A 25,504-nucleotide genomic window follows, 5' to 3' on the forward strand; every position below is an offset into this window, starting at 1 on the left:
TAAAATAGTGGACTTCATAAGCGGATTGAGTGGACTTCTCTATCGTACAGGATGGACTTCAGTTAACGGAATACTCAATAAAACAATCATTTACTTTTTTACTATATAAAACCAGTGATATAAATAATATTGTTGCTTTAATAAAAAATTATAAAACAACCACAAAGATTTATGATTATATCAATGAAAATTCAAAACTTATTTTTAAAAAGAACCCAAAGGATAAAATAAGAATTAGCTATCTTGTCTCCGATTTATAATCATTGAAAATCATCAATCAATAGTTATGTTTTGTTTTTCCTGCGCAAAAAAACCTCATATACAGATGAAGAATACTTCTATCGAGACTTTATCTGTAATATGAGATTTTTATCATTTTTAAACAATTTATATTCTATCTTTTATAATTCTTTTTATTTACATTTCCTATTTCTCTTTTTGTTAAAACACAGATGCTTTCAATATGGCTCGATACGTGCTGATTGATGTCGCAATCTCGGAACATATCGCCCCTTTTTGAGCCGATTTTCGATTGTTCTCGGAAACATATCAATCGGCACATTTTGCCCTTATTCAATCCGCAACCTAAACCCTTCTCGTTGTAGGGAACATATCGAGTTTTCCTAGTTGCTACTATATATAAGCAGCACTTCTGTCGCCACTGCCTCAAGCCGGGACTAGCCTTTTAGGGAATTTGTCGTCGTAGAACTATTCCCACATAGAAGGCATCGTCTCAACCTAGTATTTAACGAGCATTTCTCATCATATCCATCAAATCGTTAATATCAACTAATGAAATCAAATGCTCCTGACGCTCAGCAAACTGTCTTGCGTCTCTTGTAAACAAGGAAGATGTCACAAGAATTGCTTTATTTGCTTTCCTGTCAGATTGAACTCCCAATAAACTTCTAACCAGTTGAACATCAACCTTGTGCCTTGCACTGTACTTTTTACATTCAATTAGAATCATATAGGGGATTCCACTAATTTCTTTTGTTGCGATAATATCACAACCACCATCTCTCGTTGCTGGTGTAATTTCAACATTATATCCTTGCTGTGAAAAAACCTCTGCAACAAGTTCCTCGAACTCTCTTGGCGTAATATTGTAAATAGCTTCTTTATCTCTTAGAACTCTTTCAATATTTGCACAGGCTCCGCTTACTTGCTGACGGATACCTTCTTCTTCATAATAATCAAAATCCGAATCATAATAGTTAACTACTGTTTCCGGAGATTCTAAGATTTCACAACCATCGCTTTCTTCATTGCAATAGTTCAAAGCACCAACTGGATATTCAAATGCCTTGATGGTAAAACGCATTACATTTCCACAATCTTCGCATTGGCATTCTCCATAGAAATCATGTTCAACTTCATCTCCCATGTTTCTTTCATAAGCAAAGCATTCTTCATCAAGAGAATCAATATCTATTCTGTATTCAGAGCCACAATCTAGACACTTAATAATTAACTCTCCAGCTAAACCTATTTCCATATCCAGCACCTCAATTAATGAAACAGGTCATCATTCCAAACAAGTTTTACCAAATCAACGAGAACTGCGATTCTCTCAGCAATCTCATTCTTGCCAAATGATGCATATGCTTTAAATCCAAGATTATTATCAGCAATAAACTTCTTGAATTTAGGATTATTCTGGTACGCTAATTCACCAAGTGATTCCGTATAGATATTGCCTTCATTAGAACAATACTTCTTAAGCTTATAATCATATTTTGCATCGTTTAAGCTTGCATTGATGCTCTTGTGAAGAAGCAGTAAAGCACCGATGCTATTTCTCCAACGTCTAAAGTCATCTTGGTCAGAATACTCTGCTGTAAACCATTCATAATGGTCTGTAATAATATGCTCAATCTCAAACGGGTTCTTTGTTTGAGTATTCATGTAATTACAATAATTTGATGCAACACCAGTCTGTTCTTCAATATATCCAGTGATACGAGCAAGGATATTCTTGATGTATTTCTTAGTAAAGCTGTTCAGTCTTAAATCGCTTAATGCTGCTGCAGGGTCAAATGCAAGATTGATATACTGCTGTTCTAATTTCTGTTTCAATGTAGGTATGTCTGTCATGCGGATATCCTTAGTAACATTGAAAACAAAATTTTTAATTGTACTGTAATCTACAGAGCGATAATTCGTAACTCTGGATACAATCAAAACATCAATAAATCTTGCTACCAGATTAATCTTCTCAATAATAATTGGCCATGAATCTTCATAGCATACGGGCGCTAATAATAACTGTGGCTGTAATGTAAAGTTAACCTGCGCATTGTAATATACATACTTTGTTTCTTCAGCAAATGTTGTTTCTGCCCTACGAATACGTTCATAAACCTCAGCAAATTTTGCAAATTTCTTTATGAACAACTCAAAATCATCAGAGCCATTAAGACCTAGCTTATCACGTTCATCTCGTACCCACTTGTGGAAGGAACCACCGATGATATCAAAGTCTTTATTTACAGCACCGGCTTTTGTCTCACGGATTGTTTCCGCATAGTGAGCTCTAAGCCAAGCCTTAATAAATGTCTCATCACCCTTGTCGTCGTCCTTCTTCAATGTAAGAAAATGTAAGAACTTTATCTTTCCAAATACCATTCATCTTTTCGCGTGAAGAATCGGATTTGATTTCTGAAAGAATATAACCCTTTAACATTTCTGTAGATGTAAGGCTCAAACCACGGTCGTTCATTGTAACAAACACTTTATGAGCATCTTGCTCAGTTGTTGCTACAATTTCAATAAAGAATACTTTTTCCGCAACCCAATCACAGAAATGCAACAACATATCATCTGTAATATCAGCTGGGAAAACATCCTGAATATCCTGATATCGACCATATAGATTCTTTACAGATTCTCCGGCACCGGTAGTATCAAAATCAGTATCGTTGAAAATTGCATTCATGCAATCCTGACGGTCCTCAACGTTGATATTGAAAGACTTTGTACCAAAGGATTCTGAGAAAATCATAGTCTCAATCATGTTATAACTCTGGCCGATGGTCTTTAATCTGTTGTTAAGGTACATCAACAATAGTGTCAAAGACGAGAATCTCTGCTGGCCATCAATGATTGCATTTTCTCTTCCGGCCAGAACAATAGAACCCATGAAATATGCACCGTAATCAGCTACAGCTTGTCTTGGGTCATCTGTTTTATAATATTCCAAGAATTCTGATATAAGGTCATCAATCAATTCTTCTATGTGCTTACGCTGCCACATATATTCACGCTGATAATAGTGAATAGAATATTTCGTATTCTGTAATAATTGTTTTAGATTCTTAGGTGAACCTTCAATTTTCTTCATTAGGCGTCCTCCTCCAGAAAAAGTCCCGGAACATTAAAGTTAATGCTGGCTGCTTCTGTCATTACGCTCGTATTGCCACATGTAAGCAACGAGCTTTTTAATTTTAATTCACCACCACTACCATCATGAACAACATATTCATCTTTATGATTCCGGATATATGTTGCCGATTCTCGTGAGAAACCATTTCTCTGCAATAAATTTGTAGGTAATGCAGTCCCCACAATCTTGAAAGATACCCCATGCGGCGGTTCAATTTTTTCAAAAATATCACCTGTAAAAATATCTTCCATGAAAACTCCTCCTTCCGTAACATCTAATCCACTGCCTACTATTCAGCCAACGGTCGAGTTGCCGGATTAGACAACATCTAAATCACTCACTCAAATTGAGTTTGCACCTTAGATAACATCTATTCTAGTGCCACAACCCACGACATCTAATCCACAGCCTAAACCCTCTGACCGTTTTTACAGTAGATATGTTTCAATATAAGAATTACGGACTTTCATGAGCTACCTACTAATCTCAAAAAAGCCCGTAAATACGCTACTTTTCGCTATTTATTTCTCTTTCCTAGACATCAAGCAGACCGTCTCCACATGTTCAGTAAACGGGAACATATCCACAAGCTCAATCTTATTTGTCATATATCCTTTTTGTCTAAACATGACAAGATCACGCATCATTGTTTTTGGATCACAAGAGATATACAAGATCTTCTTTGGCTGAAGAGAGGTAGAAGCTTCAATAAAGTCTTTTGTTGTACCAGCTCTAGGTGGATCTAAAATAATTACATCATAATGGTTTCTAAATTTCTTTGCTTCCATCATGTATCTTGTCGAATCCATAGAGATAAATTTGACATTCTTGATATTGTTCTGTTTCGCATTCAATTTAGCGTTTTCAATAGCTTCAGGATTTATTTCTATACCAGTAACACTCTTACAACTAGATGCCAAAGTCAATCCAATCGTACCAACACCGCAATATGTATCCAATACTGTGTCTGTCTTTTTTAAATCACACATTTTTCGAGCCATATCGTAGAGTACTTCACACTGTTCCGAATGAATTTGATAGAAAGAGCGATTTGAGAAAGAAATCTTTAAACCACATAATTCATCCGTAATCATTCCATCCCCATATAAAAGAATCGTTTCATCTTGCTGGACTATACTTGTATTTCTTGGATTTACATTTTGTACGATCGTTTTGATTTCTTTAAATTCCTTTACGAGCGCATTGACAAGATTTCTTCTAGAAGGAAACATCTTCTTGCTGGTGACAAAAACAACCATCACTTCATCTGTCTTATGAGCATAGCGAATTAATACATGTCTCAATAAACCGGTGCGTGTTTTTTCATTATATAATTCAATTTTCATTGAACTGACCAATTCTTCGATCTTAACAATGATTTTATTCACTATATCAGGATGCATCATACAGTTTTGACAAGCCACTACACGATGCGATTTGGCTGCATATAAGCCAGAATAAACCTTCCCTTTATTCTTCGCAAAGCCAACAATTACCTTATTTCTATAATGTGTCGTATTTTTTGCGGTTAAAACATCCCCTACTCTTAATTTAAGATGATTTCTTTGAGCCAGTTCTTCAACCTGAGCTTTCTTAATGGATGCCTGTTCTTCCATACTTTTTGAAAGATATGCACATCCTCCACATATTTTCCCTACTTTACACTTCATTCAAATTCTCCTTTAACAATGTAGCCAGCTGTGTATGATCTTTTAACCATATCGTATAAAAGCCAAGTGTTTCAGCAGCCCTGATATTTACTTCAGTATCATCTATAAAGATACATTCATTTGCATTTAGGCCGTATTTCTCCAACAATGCTTCAAAGATCTTAACATCCGGTTTGATCAATTTATGTTGATATGAATAGATTCCCCCATCAACTTGATCTATAAAATCATAATGTTCTTTCAAATAAACATATGAATCTTCTGGAAGATTCGAAAGTATATAAACTTTATATCCCTTTTTTTGATAGATTCGAATCAAATCCAGATTTTCTTGAATCCCAACGACATATGATGTCCATACATCCATCATTTTATTAATTTTTTCCTTTTGATCCGGCATCTTCTGTAAACCTTTTTGTACCATCTGTTCTTTAGTATATAATCCTTGATCATATTCATGCCAAAGTTTTGTAAAGAACACTTCGAAAAATTGATCCACAAGTGTAGGATCCTTAAAAAGATCCATTAAAAAATCTTTTGGTTTGAATGTTGCAAGAACATTGCCGATATCAAATATAATATTTTTTACCATGAACTTAGTATATTTAAAACTTAAAGGATACTCAAGAAAAAATGCAGAATATTAATTCTGCACATTTAAATGAGATAAGAAATCATTGATCTGAAGATCGATCATTTCCTCTTCTTCTTTATTTAACGTCAAGAGCTGCGTTTTATGATCTTCTGGTTTGATTTGAACCTTTGCGGTATGTTTATTAACAACATCCATTAAGATAAACGGTAATAATACTTCCAGCTGAGCTTGTGCCTTTGCAGAGCCACTTTTACCGGCAGCTCCAGAATATGTAACAGGTTTATTGGCAAGAGCTGTTTGATTCCATTCGGCCTGTAGATCGATTCTTCTTGACAACCAGTCTAGAAGATTTTTCAAAACACCAGGAATAAATCCATTGTATTCAGGGGTAAAGATCCAAACCCCATCTGCCTCCATAACTTCTTTCTTAATTCTTCGAATATCTACCGGTTCTGGGTTTTCTAAATCTTCATTCATATAAGGAATATCTCGATACTGCAAATATGATACTTCAACTTTATCCTTAATTTTATCTTCTACATAGCCAGCTAATTGAGCATTGAATGAATGCCTGCGCAATGATCCAACAATAAATAATATTTTTTTCATGATCATCATCTCCTTAACTTAAGTATAAACCTTATTATGATGAATGAACATGTATATGCTCATTCTTTTTCCATTAAATAATTTGTCAACGTGATTCCTTTTCGAATCACTTCGTTTTCCCTAATGACTCTATACCCTCTTTTTTCAAAAAAACCTTTTGCGCTTATGGAAGCATATGTTGTGATCTTACCTGTTACAAACTTTTCTAATTGATCGCAGAGCTTGGTCGCAATTTGGTTATTTTGATACTCTTTATGGACATATAACATATCTAGATAGCCTTGATCGTCGATATTTCCAAAACCAACGATCCTTTTATCTTCTATCGCAACAAGTGTGTGAGATGATAAATAACGTTGATTCCAAGATTCTATATCAACCTTTCCATCTGCCCAGACATACAACTGCTCTTTAGAATAATCTTTTCTATTTATCGTATGAACGGTATCATAAAATAACTGTGCCATTTCTTCACAATCTAAGCTTTGATATTTTCGAATAATCATATATGTTTCCTTTTCTAAATTATAACAAAAAAACCGGAAAATACATTCCGGCTATTTTACTAGTAATTCACAGATCTTTCTAGAGTATGCAATTGGGTCTTCGATTTTGAATCCTTCAATCAATAGAGCCTGATTATATAAAACATCGGCAATTTCTGCAACCTTATCTTTATTTGAACTAAATGCTTCTTTCAATGTTTCAAAAATCGGATGATTTGGATTGATTTCAAGAATACGTGTAGCCTTCATTGGCATCATTGGATTATCCTTTGGCATATTCGCAAAGACTTTTTCCATTTCAAAAGATAAGCCTTCTCCAGCAGTCAAACATACTGGATCATCGATCAAACGATTGGAAAGTTTAACTTCTGCAACTTGATCATGCAACGACTCTTTCATGAATTCCAATAGTTCTTTATTATCTTCTTTAGCTTTTTCCAATTCTTGTTTTTCTTCTTCAGAATCTAGATCCAAGTCTCCTTGAGCTGCATTTCTAAATGTCTTTTCACGATATGTCATCAATGTCTGCATAACAAATTCGTCGACTTCATCTGTTAAATATAGAACTTCGTAATCTTTCTTCTTCAATGTTTGAACAATTGGTAACTTATCGATTAAATTCACATCTGATCCAGAAACAAAATAGATGTCCTTCTGGTCTTCCTTCATGCGATTTACATACTCATTTAATGTAACAAGTTTTTGGTCTTTGCTGGAATAGAACAATAATAAATCTTGTAGTTTATCTTTATCCATTCCATAGTTGTTATATACACCAAATTTGATGTTTAGACCAAATTCCTTCCAGAATTCTTCATATGTTTCTCGTTCTTTTGTCAACATGTTTGTTAATTCGCTTAATATCTTCTTTTCGATTCGAGAAGCAATCGCCTTTAACTGATGATCATGCTGCAACATTTCACGAGAGATATTTAATGAAAGATCTTGGGAATCCACTAAGCCTTTGACAAAGCGCAAGTAATCTGGCAACAATTCCTCTGCATGATCCATGATAAATACACCACGGCAATACAACTGAAGGCCTTTCTTATAGTCCTGATGATAGAAGCCTTGTGGTACATGACTTGGAATATACAATAAAGCAGTAAAGCTGACATTTCCTTCAACGCTAAAATGAATCACACGTTTTGGATCCGCATAATCATAGAAATGATCCTTATAGAATTGATTGTATTCCTCATCGGTTATTTTAGATTTTTGACGTTTCCATAATGGAACCATGGAATTCAATGTCTGATCTTCAATAACAGTTTCATATTCAGGTTTATCAGAATCTTTTGTTTCCTCTTTGATCTTGCTGGTTTCAACATTCATCTTAATTGGGTAACGGATATAATCTGAATATTTTTTGATCAAATCTTTAAGCGTATATGTTTCCAAATATTTAGAATAATCGTCATTTTCAGTATCATCTTTTAAAGTCAAGATAATTGTAGTACCTGTTGTTTCTTTTTCAGCTGGTTCAATCGTATATCCTGAATCGCCATCACTGATCCATTTATAAGCTTCATCGCTGCCATCTTTTTTAGAAATTACGCATAACTCTTTGGCAACCATGAATGCACTGTAGAACCCAACACCAAACTGACCAATGATATCCACATCATTTTCATGTTCTTTGTTGTTTTCCATTTGTTCTTTGAATGCCAAAGACCCACTCTTGGCAATGGTACCTAGATTTTCTTCCAATTCTTCTTTAGACATACCAATACCAGTATCTGAAATAGTTAATGTACGAGCTTCTTTATTTGGTTCAATACGAATTTCAAATGTAGATGGATCTACATGTCCGGCATTTGAATAATAATATTTATCGATCGCATCACTTGCATTAGAAATCAACTCACGTAAGAAGATTTCCTTATGCGTATAAATTGAATTGATCATTAAATCTAATAATCGTTTTGATTCAGCCTTAAATTGTTTTTTTCTGGCCATAATATCACTCCTTTTAGCACTCTAGCCTTGCGTATGCTAGTATAACGCAACTCTTTAGCAGAGTCAAGATATAACTGCTAAAAGTAACCTTTCTTCCCTATTATTTAACCTTTTCTCTTAAAATTTCTGTTGTATATTCCCATGCCGCTTCATTTTTTTCTTGAGAACATCCATTATACTCACCTAAGTAAGGTGTAAATCCCATTCGACTATACAGAGCAATCGCACCATAAGACTGGCTCTGTGTTGCTAAATACAATGGATACTTACCTGGAATCGAATCATACTTGATGCATAAACGTGAAATCATCGCATGCGCAATTCCATTATGCTGCTCGTTTGGATCAACAGATATGTAATGCAAACGAAGACGATTTCCATCAAAATCTTTTCCTGTCCATAATCCAGCACTGGCTACCAGTTCATTGGCTTCATTTACCACAAAAAGAAAGTTCTCTTTAAAGAAGTCTTCATCTTGTTGTAACATCTCATCTAATTTATTCTTTGCCTGTTCCATCGTTTCAAATAAGCCTGTTTTTACATGAAGCCTGCACCATGAATCTAAAAGTTCTTTGCTAAAAGGTGTATATTTATATCCTTCTTTTAATGGAGTCTCTCTCTTTATCGTTTTTCTTGTGATTACCATTAAAACTTTTTTAAATTCTATGCTTCTATCTAAAGTTGTCATATTTTATCACCCTCGACAGTATAGCATACTTTTTATGATTTAAATGTTATAACATTGCTTGAATTTACGAATTAATTCTATTAAAATTATCAATAGGAGGAGAATGTGATGAAAACAGAAAACTTAACAAAACAATCGCTTGCAAAATATTTTGACCATACTTTTTTAAAGGCATATGCAACCAATGCCGACTTAGAAAAACTATGTACGGAAGCAAAGACAATTGGAGCTGCCATGGTCGCTATTAACACAGAATGGACTAAATTCTGTAAAGAACAATTACAAGGAACCGATGTTCATGTAGGTGCTGCTATTGGATTCCCATTAGGACAGTGCGGACTGGATACAAAACTATTTGAATGCAAATGGGCCATTGAACAGGGCGCTGATGAAATTGATTATGTAATCAACATAAGTAAAGCTAAGATGCATGATTGGGACTTTATTCGTCATGAAATGGAAGAATTCAAAAAAATCTGTACAGAAGGACAGGTTTTATTAAAAGTTATTTTTGAAAACTGCTATTTGACAAAAGATGAAATTCGCCAACTAGCTTTGATCGCCAAAGAAGTGAAACCAGACTTTATCAAAACAAGCACAGGTTTTGGAACTGGTGGAGCTACCATAGAAGATGTTAAGATCATGGTTGAAGCTGTAGAAGGTGAAGTTCAAGTAAAAGCTGCAGGAGGAATCCGCGACTGGAAAACTTGTAAAGAAATGATTGAAGCAGGAGCTACCCGCATTGGAACGAGTTCTTCTCTAAATATCTTAAAAGAATTTGAAGGTGAATAAAATGAAGCCATTATTATTGAAACCAATCCCAGACTATACAATATGGGGGTCTGATCATCTCAGCAAACATCGTAACTACGATAGAAAATACGGAACATGGTGGGAAGTTTCAGCTCATCCTTACTGTACAAATAAAATTACCAACCTGCCTGAAGAAACAACTCTACAAGAATTGATCGATCAGGATATGGAAGGAATGTTAGGAAAAGGATATACACTTCATGAAATGCTGCGCCTGGCTTATTTAGATACAGAAGATGCCTTGAGCATTCAAGTACATCCAGAAGATGAATACGCAAAAAAGCATTCCAATGATTTTGGTAAATATGAAAGCTGGTATATCATTGATGCTAAACCAGGTGCTACATTGGTTGCTGGAACAAATGTGGATGATGCCAATATAATCAAAAAAGCCTTAGAGGATAATACATTAGAGCAATATCTTCAAAAATGGCCGGTTAAAAAAGGTGACTATATAACCATCCCAGCTGGTATGCTGCACGCTCTTGGAAAAGATATCTGGGCCATTGAAGTAGGAACAAATTCCAATACAACATATCGTTTTTATGACTACGATCGAAAAGATGCCAATGGCAACCCAAGACCACTGCATTTAAAAGAATCATTTGATGTAACAAATTTTGCCTTACAGCCTCATTTTGAAGAAGCGAAAGAAGAAACACGAAGAATTGGCGATACTCCATTCTTTACTGTCGATGAAATCTTTGCTACAGAAAATCAGACAATTACAAGTGATACACATTTTGTAATCTTGACCAATGTGGATGAAGATACAGATATCATATGGAATGGTACGACCATCACACTACCACGTTATGATAGTATGTTTGTACCGGCAAACGCTAAAGAAATCACCTTACAAAAAGGTGCACACGTGTTATTAAGTCAACCAGTTAAAGGAGAAAACAAATGAAAACAATCTTAGTAACCGGAGCGAATGGTTATATCGCAAGCTATGTCCGTAAAGAAAACCATCATAAATTCAACTGGATAACGATGACAAGAAAAGATGCCGATCTAAGCAAACCAGAAGAAGTCGAAGCTTTCTTAAAAGATAAACAATTTGACATCTGTTTTCACACAGCCGCTAATGCAACAACAGCTGTATGTGAAGAAAATCCGGAATTAGCACATAAGATCAATGTGGAATCCACACAAAAGATCATTGAAGCCTGCAAAAAAAATCAGGCCCGTTTGATTTTCTGTTCAACGGAACAAGTATTTAATGGTAAAGAAAACCATGGACCTTTTAATGAAGAAGAATCCGTCAGCGCTGTAACGGTATATGGTAAAAACAAGATCGAATGTGAAGATCTGATTCATGAACAATTGGATGACTATTTGATCTTACGTTTTTCCTGGATGATGGGATTAAGCTTTGATAAAGTCAAAGCCAGCCCAAGTATCATTAAAAACGTTATGAATGCATTGTTGCATCAAACACCAACATTGTTTACATGCAATGAAAGAAGATGCATGACATATGCTAAAAAATTGGCTCAACAATTTGAAAAGATCACTACATTAGATACAGGCACTTATCATGTCGCCAGCAAAAACGAGATGACGACATATGAAACGGCAGTTTATATCGCCAAAGAACTTAAGGCAAGCGATGAGGCAATCGCAAAATACATCCTTCCTAATAAAGAAAGGTATAGTGAACGTTTCAGAGACTATCGTCTTGACTCTTCAAAATTAGAAAATCTTGGTATCACTTTTGGTACATTCGAAGAAAACATAGAAGAAATCTTAAAAGATTTCGGGTGGGACCGTTAATATGACAGAATTTCAAACCGTAGTTGAAAAATATTATACATCTGGATATAACTGTTCTGAAACACTCATTCGTGCTGCCAATGAATATTATCATCTTGATCTTCATGATGAAGACATGAAAATGATTGCCGGCTTTGGTGGAGGTATGTTTGTTGGCTCTACATGTGGAGCTCTTGTAGGCAGTGTAGCTGCTTTATCAAAAATGGTCATAAAGACAAAAGCACACGACCAGTTGGATGAAATTAGGCCCTATACACAAAAATGTGTTCGCAACTTTAAAGAAGAGCTTGGAAACATGGACTGCGCCCATGTAAAACCCATTCATCATACCAAAGAAACAAAGTGTTTAAACACTTGTCTTTTGGCCGCAAAAGCGTTAGAAAAAACAATTTTGGAAACTGTGGGTGAATAACTCACAGTTTTTTTATATAATAATGACATGACTCAATTTAAACGAATTTTTTTGATCATTGTCGATTCGTTTGGCATTGGCGCAATGCCAAATGCCAAAGAATATGGCGATGAAGGTGCAGACACATTTGGACACATTGATCTGATCATGAATCCATTTCACATCGATACGATGATGAAACTTGGTTTAGGCCAGTTACATCCAACGATCCATGCCAAAATAGATTCAGAACCAACAGGTTATTACGGAAGAATGTTTGAAGCCAGTGTTGGAAAAGATACGATTACCGGTCATTGGGAAATGATGGGCATCTATGTGGATAAACCTTTCATTACATTTACTGAAACCGGATTCCCTGTTGAACTGATCCAGGAGTTAGAAAAACAGACCGGACATGAAATCATCGGAAACAAGGCAGCCAGTGGAACCGAAATTCTAAAAGAACTGGCACCACAGGAAACTATGAGCCATTCAAAAAAGATGATCGTATATACCAGTGCGGATTCTGTATTACAAATTTGTGGCAATGAAGAAATCATGGGACTCGATGAACTCTACCGCTGTTGCCAGATTGCTCGAGAACTGACGATGCGCCCTGAATGGAAGGTTGGACGTGTGATCGCAAGGCCTTATATCATCCAAAACGGGCAATATATTCGTACTTCCAATCGTAAAGATTATGCATTGCGACCACCTCATAAAACTTGTTTAGATGTTCTAAAGGAAAACAAGCTGGATGTAATTGGTATTGGTAAGATCAGTGACATATTTAATGGTCAGGGCATTTCTGAAAGCTTACATTCAGATTCCAGTATCCATGGCATGCAACAAACGATCGAACTGACAAAAAAAGACTTTACAGGATTATGTTTTTGTAACCTGGTTGATTTTGATGCGAAATGGGGACATCGAAGAAATCCTATAGGTTATGGCAAAGAACTTGAAGCATTTGATAAAAACTTAAAGACATTGATCAATCAGCTTACACAAAATGATCTTCTGATTGTCACAGCCGATCACGGTAATGATCCAACTTGCAAAGGAAGTGACCATACAAAGGAAATCGTACCTTTGATGATATATTCCAAACGTTTCAAAGAATCAAAGCAATTAAAAGACCAAAACAATTTTGCGACAATTGGAGCTACGATCCTGGATAACTTTGGATTCTCTATGCCCAATAACTCAATTGGTACAAGTATATTAAGTCAACTTCTATAAAATATGTTATACTTGTTTTACTGAAGACAAAATTCAAAATGGAGGAAAACCATGAAAATAGCATATTTGATACATTATATGAAAAAAAATTATGATGAAATCACAGAAAATCTAGATACAATCTTAGAAGCCGGTGATGATTGTTATGTCATCGTGAATGATGACGATTTAAGAGATGAGCTCATGCTTGCCTATGGTAATGAACCAAGCATGCACTTAGTCCATAAGCAGGAAGCTGCCTTGCCTGGAGATCTATCGTTACCACGCGGTATGATCATTTCCATCGCAGATGCTCTAGAGGAAGAAGAGGAAAACGGATTTAAGTATGATGCCTTCATTAATTTGACAGACGGGATGATCCCTATTACTAAGAAAAAGGATTTGGAAGACTATCTAAACAAATATCCTGAACAAGATATCTACTATGTTGAAAAAACAAGTGAAGAAGATCCAGAACTTATGACCCGATTTGAAGAGTATGCATTCTTTACAAATTCGATGGACTTTCAAAAATCAAAGATCATTCAAGGCATGAACAAGTTTACAGCTGGTGTCATTCATAATTTCAAGCAAAAAAAATTGGATGATGTTCTAGTATTGAGTTATCCATGGTTCGTATTAAGACACGAAAGTGCTGTTGCCTTAGCAGAAAACCTTGCCTATTGTTCCAATAACTTTAAGATGTGTATGTATCCAGAAGAACTTGCAATCGCAACTATGTTAAAAAAATTCTCACCTGCTAGACACCATAATGAAAACATTTGGCGTGTAAACGAGGATGGAATCTATAAATTCAAAGAACCGATCGTCAATGTATCCCGTGAAGTTTTAAATGATAAAAATGCTTTCTTTGCCGCAAAGATCCATTCAGATGAAAACTTCGATATCTATCAGGATTATTTTGATATATACGAATAAAGAGCTGGAATCCAGCTCTTTTATTGTTGGTCTTTAATATAATTTAACGCCCCACCAGCCATTAAGATATCTACATCTTCGTTTGAAAGAGAAGTTAAGGCAGTAAAATATTTATCTTTGGTTTTATCATAAACTTTGATTTCATCTGTTTCATATAATTTTGAAGTATCTTCAATCATTAATTCATCCATTTCATCAATGAAGTCATAGTCTTCCTTATCTTTAAAAACGAGTGGAAGGATTCCAAAATTAATTAAATTTGCCAAATGTATACGGGCGAATGATTTTGCGATAACCGCTTTGATCTGTAAATACATTGGAGCTAAAGCCGCATGCTCTCTAGAAGATCCTTGTCCATAGTTCTCTCCTGCCACAATGATCCCGCCATGATTTTCTTTACATATTTCGGCAAAATGTGGTTTATTATTCTTAAAGACAAATGTAGAAAGTTTCTCAATATTCGAACGATATGGCAAAACTTCGGCACCAGCAGGCGCAATATGGTCTGTCGTTATATTATTCGGTAATTTTACGATCACTTTCTTATCAATGATCTGATCCATTCTATCATTGATTGGCAGCGGTTTTATATTAGGTCCACGAATGATTTCTATATCGTCTGTATTTTCTACTGGAGCTATGATCATACTGTCATCGATATAAACAGGTTCTTTTTCAAATGTATCATCATAATCTAATTCGGTTGGATCAACAAATTTCCCCTCAATAGCACTTGCCGCTGCAACTTCTGGAGATACCAAATAAATGCCAGCGCTTAATGTTCCAGAACGTCCATAAAAATTACGATTAAACGTTCTTAATGAAATACCATCACTTTTAGGCGATTGTCCCATGCCGATACAAGGACCACAAGCACACTCTAAGATTCTAGCCCCAGCTTGAATAAAAGTAGCTAGAGCTCCATTTTGAATCAATTTCATCATGACTTGACGTGATCCTGGAGAAACAACCAGGCTTACATTTGGGGCAATCGTTTTTCCTTTCAAAATTGTAGCTGCCTTCATCAAATCTTCATATCCAGAATTGGTACATGAACCAATCGCTACCTGATCGATTTTAATGCCTTTTAATTCGCTGATGTTTTTAATCGCGTCTGGAGAATCTGGGCATGCAGCCATTGGTCTTAATGAAGATAGATCAATATCAATATACTCATCATAAGTCGCATCTTCATCGGCTTTTAGTTCAATATAATCCTCTTCTCTATTTTGTTGTTTTAAAAAAGCAAGTGTGATTTCATCACTTGGAAAGATAGAAGTTGTAGCCCCTAATTCAGCTCCCATATTTGTAATCGTTGCTCTTTGATAAACCGATAGGCCTTTAACACCTTCTCCGGTATATTCAAAAACTTTAGATACTCCACCTTTAACACTTAATCTTTTTAGCAATTCTAAAATAATATCTTTGCTAGATACTCCATGCGAAAGTTTTCCATGAAGATTGACCTGGACAACTTTTGGCATTGTTAGACGATATCCGATTCCTGCCATTGCCTTGGCAACATCCAAACCACCGGCCCCTATCGCTAAGCATCCCATGGCGCCACTTGTTGGTGTATGTGAATCCGATCCTATTAACGTTTTTGATGGTTTAGCAAATCGCTCTAAGTGCACCTGATGACAAATCCCATTTCCTGGACGAGAAAAATATACTCCATATTTGGCTGCTACACTTTGAAGATAGGCATGATCATCTGCATTCATATATCCATTCTGTAGCGTGTTATGATCAACATACGAGACCGATATCTCTGTCTTAACTCTTTTTATTCCCATAGCTTCTAACTGCATATATGCCATGGTACCAGTCGCATCCTGCGTCAATGTCTGATCCATTTTAATTTCAATTGGACTACCTGGCTCTAAAGTTCCTTTTATCAAATGTTCTTTAATGATTTTTTGTGTTAAATTCATGAGCATTCCTCCTAATGTCGTTAATTATAACAAAAAATGTAACAATTTGAAAGTTTATGATATAATAATGAAACAAAATGAAAGGTAATGCTATGAAAACTTTGAAAGCTATATATATGGAAAGTGAAAAAGAGAATTATATCGATGCTTCTTTATACCCTAGATATCGTGTAAAAGCAGGTTTGAGAAATGATAATGGAACGGGAGTCAAAGTTGGATTGACTAAGATCTGTGATGTTGTCGGTTATCAATATATCCATGGAAAAAAGATCAATGTTGATGGAAAACTAATCTATCGTGGCTATTCCGTCCAAGATTTGATCAATGATCCTAACTTTGCCCAATTAGGCAACTATGAAAGAATTGCTTTTTTATTGATCTATGGAAAACTTCCGAATGCAGAAGAATTATCTTTATTTACACAGGAACTTCTTAAGAAGCGAAATCTTTGTAACATTGATCCTAAGTATCAAACCACCAGCATTTTAAACGGTGTACAGATCGAAGTTTTAAAACTATATGGACAAGATCCAAATCCAGATTCAGACACCTTAGAAGAAAGAATGCTTAAAGGACTCTCCATATTGGCGCAGATTCCTTTAATTACGTTTTCTTTTTTTACTGGGCAACAAATCTGTGAATACCCATTGCCCAATAAAAGTCTTGCGGAAAATATTCTTGTAATGGCTCGTGGATCCAATATATACACTCATCAGGAAGCTCGTGTCATGGATACGCTTTTGGTCTTGCACGCTGATCATGGTGGTGGAAATAATTCTACATTTGCCAATGTCGTTATTTCCAGTACTGGAACTGATATTTATTCATGCATCAGTGCTGCAATTGGCTCTTTAAAAGGACCTAGACATGGTGGAGCCAGCACAAAAGTTTACCAGCAGATGAAAGAAATCCTTAAAGTAACCCAACATTCAAGAGACCCTGAGCTTATGAAAAACATTGCCTATCAATTACTTAATAAAGACTTTTTTGATAAAAGTGGCTTAATCTATGGAATCGGTCATGCGATCTATACGATCAGCGATCCTAGATGTCAATGCATCAAAGCAGAGTGTAAAAAACTGGCCAAAGAAAAAGGTCAGTTGGATACTTTCTATACCTTGGAGGCCTTTGAAAACGCTGCTATTGACGTTATGAAAAAAGAAAAAGGTGTAACTGCCTGCGCCAATGTGGATTTCTACAGTGGGTTTGCCTATTCTATGTTAGGCATCAGCGAATCTCTATTTACACCATTATTTTGTATCAGTCGTACAGCCGGATGGATCGCACATCATCTAGAAAATCGTCAATCAAATCGAAAACTGATACGACCAGCCAACGTTTATGTTGGTTCGCTTAAGAAATTGGAGGATGATAATCATGAAAACGATCACAGTATTTAGAGGAGATGGAATCGGCCCAGAAATTACAGATGCCGTAATTGAAATTTTAAATCATGCCAAAGCAGACCTTGATTATGAAATCTTTGATGTTGGTGAAGCTGTCTTTAACAAGTGCCAGGAATATATTCCCCAACAAGCTCTTGATTCCTTTCAAAAAAATAAAGTCTTATTAAAATCTCCTATCACAACACCCATTGGAAAAGGATTTCGTTCCTTAAATGTAACTTTAAGAACCAAATATGATTTATGGGCCAATATACGTCCAGCTAAATCCAATCCTGCATTAGATACATATTTTAAAGACATTGATATCGTTACCTTTCGCGAAAATACCGAAGATCTATATGTAGGAAAAGAGGAAGTCATCGACGATAATACCATAATCGCCTATAAGATCATCACAAAAAAAGCCAGCTCTCGAATCATCAAGGCGGCTTTTGAATATTGCGTTAAACATAATCGAAAAAAATTAACATGTGTTCATAAGGCAAACATTCTCAAGAAAACCGATGGTTTATTTCTAGAAATCTTTAAAGATATCGCAAAGGAATATCCTCAGATTCAATCTAACTCCTTGATTGTTGATAACACATGTATGCAGTTGGTCATGAATCCCTGGCAGTTTGATGTCATGGTCATGCCAAATCTATACGGAGACATCATCTCGGATCTAACCAGTGGTTTGATTGGTGGATTAGGCTTATTGCCAAGTTGTAATAAAGGCGACGAATATGCGATGTATGAAGCAGTTCATGGCAGTGCTCCAGATATTGCAGGTAAAGGTATCGCAAATCCAAGTGCATTGTTGTTATCGGCATGCATGATGTTAGATGACCTTGGCCAAATAAATGTCGCACAAAACATCCGAAATGCTTTAAATGAAGTATTCCTTGAGAAAAAAGTACTGACTCCAGATTTAAAAGGACATAGTACAACACAGGAATTCGTTCAAGAAATCATTAAAAAGCTCTAATGAATACAGTTGCTGCAAATCGAATATCCTTCCTGTTGAAGTTCATCAATGCTCGCATGAACTTCTTTTTTATTCTTATCGCTCATGGTTTGCACTCCATTGCATTCAGGAAGGTGGATCTTTTTACTTTTAATATTTAAGATATAATCTTTTTGTGTCTGCGTATCTATATTTGAGTTTTCTATGACAGCATCTCCTGTTTTATAGTCAATTTCTACCGACGGCATTACATTGTAACAATATACATGAAAACAAATACCATCTCCTTTATCTTCGAGTGAGTAGGCTTCCATAAAAACTCCACTCGCCACAAGATTATCACCTTCATAATAAGGTGTAACTCGATATAATACGTGATTGTCTGTTTCTCGAATATAATCGGCTACCATCTCTTCAAAAGGCAGCATACCTTCTACATTTAAATATCGTGTTCCAGTAATCAAATTTCTTTCATCATTTACCCCAGTTAACTGATAAGCTATCAAATGACACCGGTTGTATAAAGAACCACCTGGAATGCTGTCATCTTGAATGGAATGCCATCCCGAAGGATGAATCGAAGAAATATTATTTCTTTCTTCAGTTGGCATCATATCTTTACTTAAACAAGCTTCTGCATCTAATGTTCGACCTAAATCATCCAGCTCGCTATAGATCTGATAACTATCCTGCTTTTTCGATAAATCAAAATCCGGCACATTCTCATTGATGACTACATATGGACTATTTGTATAAGCTGGAATATCCTCAACAGAAACTGACTGAATCGAAGTTGTTTGTTCTGCAGATGAACATCCACTTAGACAAAGAACCATTGAAACGGCTGTAAAAATAGTAATTATTAATTTCTTCATTGTTATCTTTCCTTAAGAAAAAAAGTATCTTTTCAGATACCTCTTATTCATCCTCTACAATCAATTCCTGACGATTTTTTGAAACTAGGATATATGTTCCATCTTTTGGATAAGCGCTTTTATCTTTTTGATCACTTAAAACTTCAAGGTCGCATGGATATCCCATTTTTTCCAGTGCAGATAATAACTTATCTTTACCGAACTTTTTAGTAATTGCACGGCCACATGCACAGTTTCCGTATTGGTCTAAGCATTGAAAAACCCATTCAGGTATTTTTGTTTGAGTTGCCATAATTACCTCCTCAATAATATTCGCAAGAAATATAATACCAATCATTTTATAAAAATCAAGATAAAAACTACCATTCAACAAGATATCTAAAAAAAAAGGAAGACTTAGTCTTCCAAAATGCTCATAATATTTGGATAGTATGTATAACGAGAATCAACATATTGTAATGCAGACTGAGCAATTGATCGAGCTTTTTCACGATCAATGTCTACGTATACATTGGCATAACGATAATAGATATAGTCTTTGATTTGATTTTCGCGAATGATGTATCCATAGTTGGCATCTCCCAAGCCATAATCTCCATGTTCAATGTAAAGATCAGCGACATCCATCATTGCACGATTTGCATATTTATCGTGTAAATCTGTAAAGTGAGATAACACAGCATAAATAAAGTTTTCATAATACTTAACATCATCATACTGCCAGTTCTTTAATACATTATACGCAACATCCATATAGTGCAGGATAGTATCTGTCATATCCATCTTCAACAATGAAGCTAGTTCTTCCATTGTATAAAGATCCTTTCTTTGAGCAATCATTAAGATCTTCTTGACTAGATCAAATTCTTTATGATATTCATCATTGTTTGCACTAGCATCATCCGATAGTTCATAAGCCAGACATTCTTTGGCGATACCACCTAATTCAATGAAATCCTGTGCTTTGATATCAACTGTATCAGCAATTTTTGATACTAATACTTCGATCAAATCAATATCATATCCATCTTCATCAAAAGTAAACTTTTTCGTCTTTAAATCATATTTATCAATAATATTGTTGGCAATGGTCTTTAGATCCGTAATTTCCAACAACATATTTGCATATTGATCATAGCCCATGTCAACGCCCATAGCTCTTGCCATATCAATACATGTATCAATCGCAAAGTTGTTATATTGAGCAAGCTTTACAGCCTTTGACGTTTTCTTTGGAGTCGCTTTTTTAACTGTTTCTTTTTTTGGTGCTTCTTTTTTAGGCATTTCCTTCTTTTGTTCTACTTTCTTAGATACCACTTCAGAAGCCTTTTTAGAAGTTGTTTTCTTTGCAGGCGCTTTAACTTCTTTGTCTGCCGCTGCAGTTTTTTTGCTTGTTTTTGTTGTTTTCGCAGTTGGTGTTTGTTTAACCGTTTTTGTTTCTTTTTCAACAGATGTCTCCTTCTTTTTAGCTGCAGTCTTCTTAACTGTAGTTGTTTTGGTAGCCGCCTTCTTTGCAGGAGCCTTCACAGTTTTATCTTCTTTCGTTACTTGTGTTGTTTTCTTAACAGGCATAGAACAAATACCTCCTTCTGTTAACAGGCACATTATAGCACTTTTTTACGTTTTATAACTACATTTAGACCATTTTTTTACCGATTTTTTAATAAAAAAAACAAAATTTCACACGTATCTGAAAAGAAAAATCCATATTTTTGGCGTATACTAACGTTGTATTAAATAAGGAGGAGTATTTTATGAATCAAAATTCTCAAACGCCACCAGAGTTCCAAAAGAAAAAGAACTCTATCAATCCTAAATATATAGCTGGTGCTGCTGCCTTTGTTGTAGCCGCTGGCGCCTGTGGTTTTGGTGGAGCCATGCTCGCCAACAATATGACAGGACCTTCTGGAGTCACTATTAACCAGCAATCCGGAAACTCTTCTACAGCCGCTATCAATGATGTGAGCGATATAGCTGCAAAATGTGGACCTAGCGTTGTAGAAATAACGACACAGGGAGTTGCTTCAAGCGGAGGATTGTTACAACAACAATACATCACACAAGGTGCTGGATCCGGTGTGATCATGAGTGAAGATGGTTATATCATTACTAACAACCATGTAATTGAAAATGCAACAGCCATCGCTGTTCGTACCACAGATGGTCAAGAATATTCAGCTGAAATTATCGGTTCAGATTCACAAACTGATTTAGCAGTTTTAAAAATCAATGCTACAGGCTTATCGCCTGCTACATTCGGTGACAGCGATTCTCTTGAAGTTGGTGATGCAGCTATCGCTATTGGTAATCCATTAGGCGAATTAGGTGGAACCGTTACAACAGGTATCATTTCCGCGTTAGATCGTCAAATCACGATCGGTGATACAACGATGACCTTGCTGCAAACCGATGCCGCTATCAACCCTGGAAACTCCGGAGGAGGATTATTTGATGCTTCAGGCAACTTGATTGGTATCGTAAATGCCAAAGAAAGTTCAACCGGTGTTGAAGGTCTAGGATTTGCTATTCCAATTAATGGAGCGATCGATATCATCAATGAATTGATTGAAAATGGTTCTGTCACTTCAAGGCCGGCACTGAATGTCAGCTTATATGATTACTCAGGACAAAGCTATTATTCTCAAGGAAATATGGAAGCCGGATGTTATATTGTCCAAGTAGTTGAAGGTGGAGCGGCTGATCAAGCAGGACTTCAAGTTAATGATCGTATCGTTAAATTTGATGGACAGGACATCACCTCTTCAAGTGAAGTAAAAGCTATCTTAAATGAACACAAGATCGGTGATACCGTAACGATGGTCATTGAACGTGATGGTCAACAACAGGAAGTAAATATTACACTTCAATCACAGAGCCAGCAACAGTAAAACGGATTGTTTTACTGTTTTTTTGCATTTTTCTTTATTTTTTTCTTCATTTAAACGTATTATATGACAAGAATTTTATTTAAGTTTTATTAAATTAATTCGATTTATCCAATCGTTTTTGTTGTGAAAATACTATGAAATCGCTATAATATAATTAAATTCAATACGTTAGGAGGATATATATAATTATGCAACAAGAAAAAATTTCAAAACGTAAAGTAATGCTGGTAGGAACCGGATTTGTCGGTATGAGTTTTGCTTACTCATTACTGAACGAAAAAGGAATCGATGAATTAGTCTTAGTCGATGTCAACACTGACAAAGCTGAAGGAGAACAGATGGACCTAAGTGATGGGCTATTATATGCACAAGGTAAAATGAAAATTACTGCAGGTTCTTATGAAGCTGATTCACACGATACAAATATCGTCGTTTTAACAGCAGGTGCTGCTCAAAAACCAGGACAATCTCGTCTTGAATTAGTTAAGATCAATGCTGGTATCACAAAGAACGTATGCGAATCTTTAAAAAATAATAACTTCAACGGTATCTTGATCGTTGCCAACAACCCTGTTGATATCATGACTTATGTCGCATGGAAATCAAGTGGACTTCCTAAAAACCACGTTATTGGATCTGGTACAGTATTAGATTCAGCTCGTTTACGCTTTGCCTTATCTGAAAGACTTGGTTTTGCTTCTACAAACATCCACGCTTATATCATGGGTGAACATGGAGATTCAAGTTTCGTCCCTTGGATTCATTGCTATATCGGATGTAAACATCTATTAGAATACTTAGATGAAGAAGATATTTCACTCGCTGAACTTCAAGATATTTATGTAAGCGTACGTGATAAAGCTTATCACATCATTGAAAAGAAAAAAGCTACATACTATGGTATTGGTTTGGCATTAAGACGAATCGTAACTTGTGTATTGAATAACGAACGTGCTATTTTACCTGTTTCGGCATACCAAAATGGTGAATATGGTCGTGAAGGATACTTTATCGGTACACCAAGTGTTGTGGGTTCAAACGGAATCGAAAAAGTTGTTTGTCTACCACTAAACGAAAATGATCAGGCTAAATTCAACAACTCATTCGATACACTAAAGAAAACGATAGATGACAATCTAGAAGGAATTATATAATAAAAATATTTGCTGTATCATTTTAATGAAGATACAGCTTTTTTTGTATTTTTTAAACATTGAATTACAAAAAGATACAATATATAATTCATTTCATGAAAAGGGTGATCCATATGATTAAATTAAAGAATAATATATCAATTCCTTAGATTGGCCTTGGTGTTTTTAAAATCGAACCAGGTGCACAGATGAATGACGTTATAAAATATGCATATAATATTGGATATAGATTATTTGATACTGCTCAAATGTCTCATAATGAAGATGCATTAGGCAATGCTATTCAAGCAAATCTAATAGATAGAAATGATATTTTTCTTATCAGCAAAGTTGATAACAGCAACCAAGGCTATAAAAACACAATTACAAGTTTTTATGATTCTTTGTCAAAGTTAAAAACAGATTATCTTGATGCATTTTTAATTCATTGACCAGGACTTAATAAAAGCCGAACACTGGAAACATGGCGTGCTTTAGAATATCTATATAAACAAAATAAAGTCAAAACTATAGGAGTATGCAACTTTGAAAAAGAACAACTCCAACATTTATTATCCCACTGTACCATAGCACCAATGATAAATCAGATTGAACATACACCACTGATGCATGATGAAGACTTGCTTTCATTCTGTAAAGAAAACAATATAATAACCATGGCTTGGGGCCATTATTAAGAGGAAACATGGAAAATCAAAAAATAAAAGAAATAGCACAAAAATATAATAAGAGCCCAGCTCAAATATTATTGCGATGGAACATTCAACAAAATATAATTCCTATACCAAAATCAAAAAATCCGGCTCGTTTAGAAGAAAATTTTTTTGTCTTTGATTTCACATTAGAAGATAAGGATATGCAAATTCTAAACAGCATGAACGAAAACCATAGAACAAGCTACAATCCTTTAACATTTGATTTTTAAGAAAAACAGGACATAAGTCTAATTATCTAGCTTATATCCTGTTTTTTCATTTATAAAGTCATCTACTTTTTCTATATTTATGATTCGATCAAACAATGTTATACAAGGTTTTTGATTTGTAAAATGCACTTCATCGGTATGATAATGACCATTAAACCAATATGAATAATCAAGCTTATTTTTTATGCTTTCCAAAAAATCGGGTACATTATGATACCCGTCCCCATATAAAGACATATCACATGTATATTTATTTCCCAAAGGATGAGAACGATAGATATCATGGGTCAATACATAATCCACTTTCCAATCGTGCTTCTCAAGTGTTTGATATGCATGTTCAATTTCAGAAGTTGTTGGTAATTCATCTTTCCACCAAGTTTGATGTTCTGTACGATATTGAGCATCATGGCTACTGGCACCACCAAACGTAAAGAAACTTTTCCCTTCTATGTCAAATACTTCCCCTCGCATTAAGTGAAAAATATTTGAACGGATACGATGAACTTTTCCTCCATGCCAAGTTTCTTCGGGATACTGATTTAATACATCAAAATTTTCGTGATTTCCATCAATAAATAAAGTGTTCCAGCCTTCAGATTCTAACCAGTTCAACCAAAATCGATCACCAGAACCTCCGTCCCAGATACAGCCAAAATCACCACAGATGATTACATAATCATCTCTAGTTAACGTTCTTCCCTCAACAAACTCCCTGGGATTTATCGTATGTATATCCAATTCCCTGTGCGTATCCCCTGTAATAAAAATCATGATAATATTGTAACATGATTTTATAAATATACTACCCAAAAACCTAT

26 protein-coding genes and 1 pseudogene are annotated in these 25,504 nt (G+C 35.3%); 12 read left to right on the forward strand and 15 right to left on the reverse strand.

The window, feature by feature from the left end; translation table 11 throughout:
- Positions 1-745 precede the first annotated feature (745 nt).
- The 10 genes from PND65_RS08045 to PND65_RS08090 all read right to left on the reverse strand — a co-directional run bounded on the left by PND65_RS08045 (position 746) and on the right by PND65_RS08090 (position 9,412).
- Complete coding sequence (locus tag PND65_RS08045; RefSeq protein ID WP_271991424.1) at positions 746-1,498, reverse strand: restriction endonuclease; 753 nt, start codon at positions 1,496-1,498, stop codon at positions 746-748.
- 14 nt (positions 1,499-1,512) lie between these two features.
- Positions 1,513-2,628, reverse strand: a complete 1,116-nt coding sequence (locus tag PND65_RS08050) for a GmrSD restriction endonuclease domain-containing protein (protein WP_271991421.1) — start codon at positions 2,626-2,628, stop codon at positions 1,513-1,515.
- Positions 2,564-3,343, reverse strand: coding sequence for a DUF262 domain-containing protein (locus PND65_RS08055; protein ID WP_271991419.1), 780 nt, complete (start codon positions 3,341-3,343; stop codon positions 2,564-2,566). The genes PND65_RS08050 and PND65_RS08055 overlap by 65 nt, the downstream gene beginning before the upstream one ends.
- Entirely contained in the window at positions 3,343-3,636 is a 294-nt protein-coding gene (locus PND65_RS08060) for a hypothetical protein (protein ID WP_271991417.1), read from the reverse strand. Before PND65_RS08060 ends, PND65_RS08055 begins: the two co-directional genes overlap by 1 nt.
- A gap of 270 nt (positions 3,637-3,906) precedes the next feature.
- The gene (gene rlmD / locus PND65_RS08065) at positions 3,907-5,055 is read right to left on the reverse strand and encodes a 23S rRNA (uracil(1939)-C(5))-methyltransferase RlmD (protein ID WP_271991416.1); all 1,149 of its coding nucleotides are present in this window, start codon (positions 5,053-5,055) and stop codon (positions 3,907-3,909) included.
- Entirely contained in the window at positions 5,045-5,647 is a 603-nt protein-coding gene (locus PND65_RS08070; protein WP_271994358.1) for an HAD family hydrolase, read from the reverse strand. The genes rlmD and PND65_RS08070 overlap by 11 nt, the downstream gene beginning before the upstream one ends.
- Before the next feature lie 51 nt (positions 5,648-5,698).
- Positions 5,699-6,259 (reverse strand): NADPH-dependent FMN reductase, encoded by a 561-nt coding sequence (locus PND65_RS08075; protein ID WP_271994355.1) that lies wholly within the window; start codon positions 6,257-6,259, stop codon positions 5,699-5,701.
- Between the two features lie 59 nt (positions 6,260-6,318).
- Entirely contained in the window at positions 6,319-6,765 is a 447-nt protein-coding gene (locus PND65_RS08080; protein WP_195375788.1) for a GNAT family N-acetyltransferase, read from the reverse strand.
- 51 nt (positions 6,766-6,816) lie between these two features.
- Entirely contained in the window at positions 6,817-8,724 is a 1,908-nt protein-coding gene (htpG, locus tag PND65_RS08085; protein WP_271991409.1) for a molecular chaperone HtpG, read from the reverse strand.
- A 100-nt stretch (positions 8,725-8,824) separates the two neighbouring features.
- Positions 8,825-9,412 carry a GNAT family N-acetyltransferase gene (locus PND65_RS08090; protein ID WP_015535801.1) on the reverse strand — a complete coding sequence of 196 codons (588 nt, stop codon included), beginning with the start codon at positions 9,410-9,412 and terminating at the stop codon, positions 8,825-8,827.
- Between the two features lie 108 nt (positions 9,413-9,520).
- Here PND65_RS08090 and deoC point away from each other — a divergent pair, with 108 nt between their 5' ends.
- From deoC to PND65_RS08120, 6 genes are read left to right on the forward strand one after another with little or no spacing between them, the layout of a single operon-like run.
- Positions 9,521-10,204: a deoxyribose-phosphate aldolase gene (gene deoC, locus PND65_RS08095; protein ID WP_204714883.1), complete on the forward strand. Its 684-nt coding sequence runs from the start codon at positions 9,521-9,523 to the stop codon at positions 10,202-10,204.
- 1 nt (position 10,205) lies between these two features.
- Positions 10,206-11,138: a type I phosphomannose isomerase catalytic subunit gene (locus PND65_RS08100; RefSeq protein ID WP_195375791.1), complete on the forward strand. Its 933-nt coding sequence runs from the start codon at positions 10,206-10,208 to the stop codon at positions 11,136-11,138.
- A complete protein-coding gene (locus tag PND65_RS08105; protein ID WP_204712402.1) occupies positions 11,135-12,004 on the forward strand; it encodes an SDR family oxidoreductase in 870 nt (289 codons plus the stop codon). The genes PND65_RS08100 and PND65_RS08105 overlap by 4 nt, the downstream gene beginning before the upstream one ends.
- A 1-nt stretch (position 12,005) precedes the next feature.
- A complete protein-coding gene (locus PND65_RS08110) occupies positions 12,006-12,416 on the forward strand; it encodes a C-GCAxxG-C-C family (seleno)protein (protein ID WP_022355552.1) in 411 nt (136 codons plus the stop codon).
- A 27-nt stretch (positions 12,417-12,443) separates the two neighbouring features.
- Positions 12,444-13,637: a phosphopentomutase gene (locus PND65_RS08115; RefSeq protein ID WP_271991407.1), complete on the forward strand. Its 1,194-nt coding sequence runs from the start codon at positions 12,444-12,446 to the stop codon at positions 13,635-13,637.
- A gap of 51 nt (positions 13,638-13,688) precedes the next feature.
- Positions 13,689-14,555 carry a hypothetical protein gene (locus tag PND65_RS08120; RefSeq protein WP_022355554.1) on the forward strand — a complete coding sequence of 289 codons (867 nt, stop codon included), beginning with the start codon at positions 13,689-13,691 and terminating at the stop codon, positions 14,553-14,555.
- Between the two features lie 20 nt (positions 14,556-14,575).
- Here the strand turns inward: PND65_RS08120 and PND65_RS08125 are convergent, their stop codons facing one another.
- Positions 14,576-16,495, reverse strand: coding sequence for an aconitate hydratase (locus tag PND65_RS08125; RefSeq protein WP_204714879.1), 1,920 nt, complete (start codon positions 16,493-16,495; stop codon positions 14,576-14,578).
- Between the two features lie 86 nt (positions 16,496-16,581).
- On the opposite strand from PND65_RS08125, the gene PND65_RS08130 reads away from it, so the two are divergent.
- Positions 16,582-17,889, forward strand: coding sequence for a citrate synthase (locus PND65_RS08130; RefSeq protein WP_271991403.1), 1,308 nt, complete (start codon positions 16,582-16,584; stop codon positions 17,887-17,889).
- Positions 17,867-18,862, forward strand: coding sequence for an isocitrate/isopropylmalate dehydrogenase family protein (locus PND65_RS08135; protein WP_087158330.1), 996 nt, complete (start codon positions 17,867-17,869; stop codon positions 18,860-18,862). Before PND65_RS08130 ends, PND65_RS08135 begins: the two co-directional genes overlap by 23 nt.
- On the opposite strand, the gene PND65_RS08140 is transcribed toward PND65_RS08135, so the two are convergent.
- From PND65_RS08140 to PND65_RS08150, 3 genes are all read right to left on the reverse strand, one after another.
- Positions 18,859-19,716: a DNA/RNA non-specific endonuclease gene (locus PND65_RS08140; RefSeq protein ID WP_271991401.1), complete on the reverse strand. Its 858-nt coding sequence runs from the start codon at positions 19,714-19,716 to the stop codon at positions 18,859-18,861. The two genes, PND65_RS08135 and PND65_RS08140, sit on opposite strands and share 4 nt — an antisense overlap.
- 43 nt (positions 19,717-19,759) lie before the next feature.
- Complete coding sequence (locus PND65_RS08145; RefSeq protein ID WP_022355559.1) at positions 19,760-20,008, reverse strand: hypothetical protein; 249 nt, start codon at positions 20,006-20,008, stop codon at positions 19,760-19,762.
- Positions 20,009-20,112: 104 nt separating this feature from the next.
- Positions 20,113-21,288: a neurofilament protein gene (locus PND65_RS08150; RefSeq protein ID WP_271991399.1), complete on the reverse strand. Its 1,176-nt coding sequence runs from the start codon at positions 21,286-21,288 to the stop codon at positions 20,113-20,115.
- Positions 21,289-21,470: 182 nt separating this feature from the next.
- On the opposite strand from PND65_RS08150, the gene PND65_RS08155 reads away from it, so the two are divergent.
- The 4 genes and pseudogenes from PND65_RS08155 (at position 21,471) to PND65_RS08170 (ending at position 24,683) form a co-directional block, all read left to right on the forward strand.
- A complete protein-coding gene (locus PND65_RS08155; protein ID WP_271991398.1) occupies positions 21,471-22,604 on the forward strand; it encodes a S1C family serine protease in 1,134 nt (377 codons plus the stop codon).
- 188 nt (positions 22,605-22,792) lie between these two features.
- Entirely contained in the window at positions 22,793-23,758 is a 966-nt protein-coding gene (locus PND65_RS08160) for an L-lactate dehydrogenase (RefSeq protein ID WP_022355562.1), read from the forward strand.
- 188 nt (positions 23,759-23,946) lie between these two features.
- Positions 23,947-24,435: pseudogene (locus PND65_RS08165) on the forward strand (aldo/keto reductase).
- Positions 24,436-24,443: 8 nt separating this feature from the next.
- On the forward strand, positions 24,444-24,683 hold the full coding sequence (locus PND65_RS08170; protein WP_271991395.1) for an aldo/keto reductase: 240 nt from the start codon (positions 24,444-24,446) through the stop codon (positions 24,681-24,683).
- An 18-nt stretch (positions 24,684-24,701) separates the two neighbouring features.
- Here the strand turns inward: PND65_RS08170 and PND65_RS08175 are convergent, their stop codons facing one another.
- Positions 24,702-25,457, reverse strand: coding sequence for a metallophosphoesterase family protein (locus PND65_RS08175; RefSeq protein WP_022355565.1), 756 nt, complete (start codon positions 25,455-25,457; stop codon positions 24,702-24,704).
- Positions 25,458-25,504: the final 47 nt, after the last annotated feature.

This window comes from Faecalitalea cylindroides, from assembly GCF_028321995.1.
GTDB lineage: Bacteria > Bacillota_I > Bacilli_A > Erysipelotrichales > Erysipelotrichaceae > Faecalitalea > Faecalitalea cylindroides.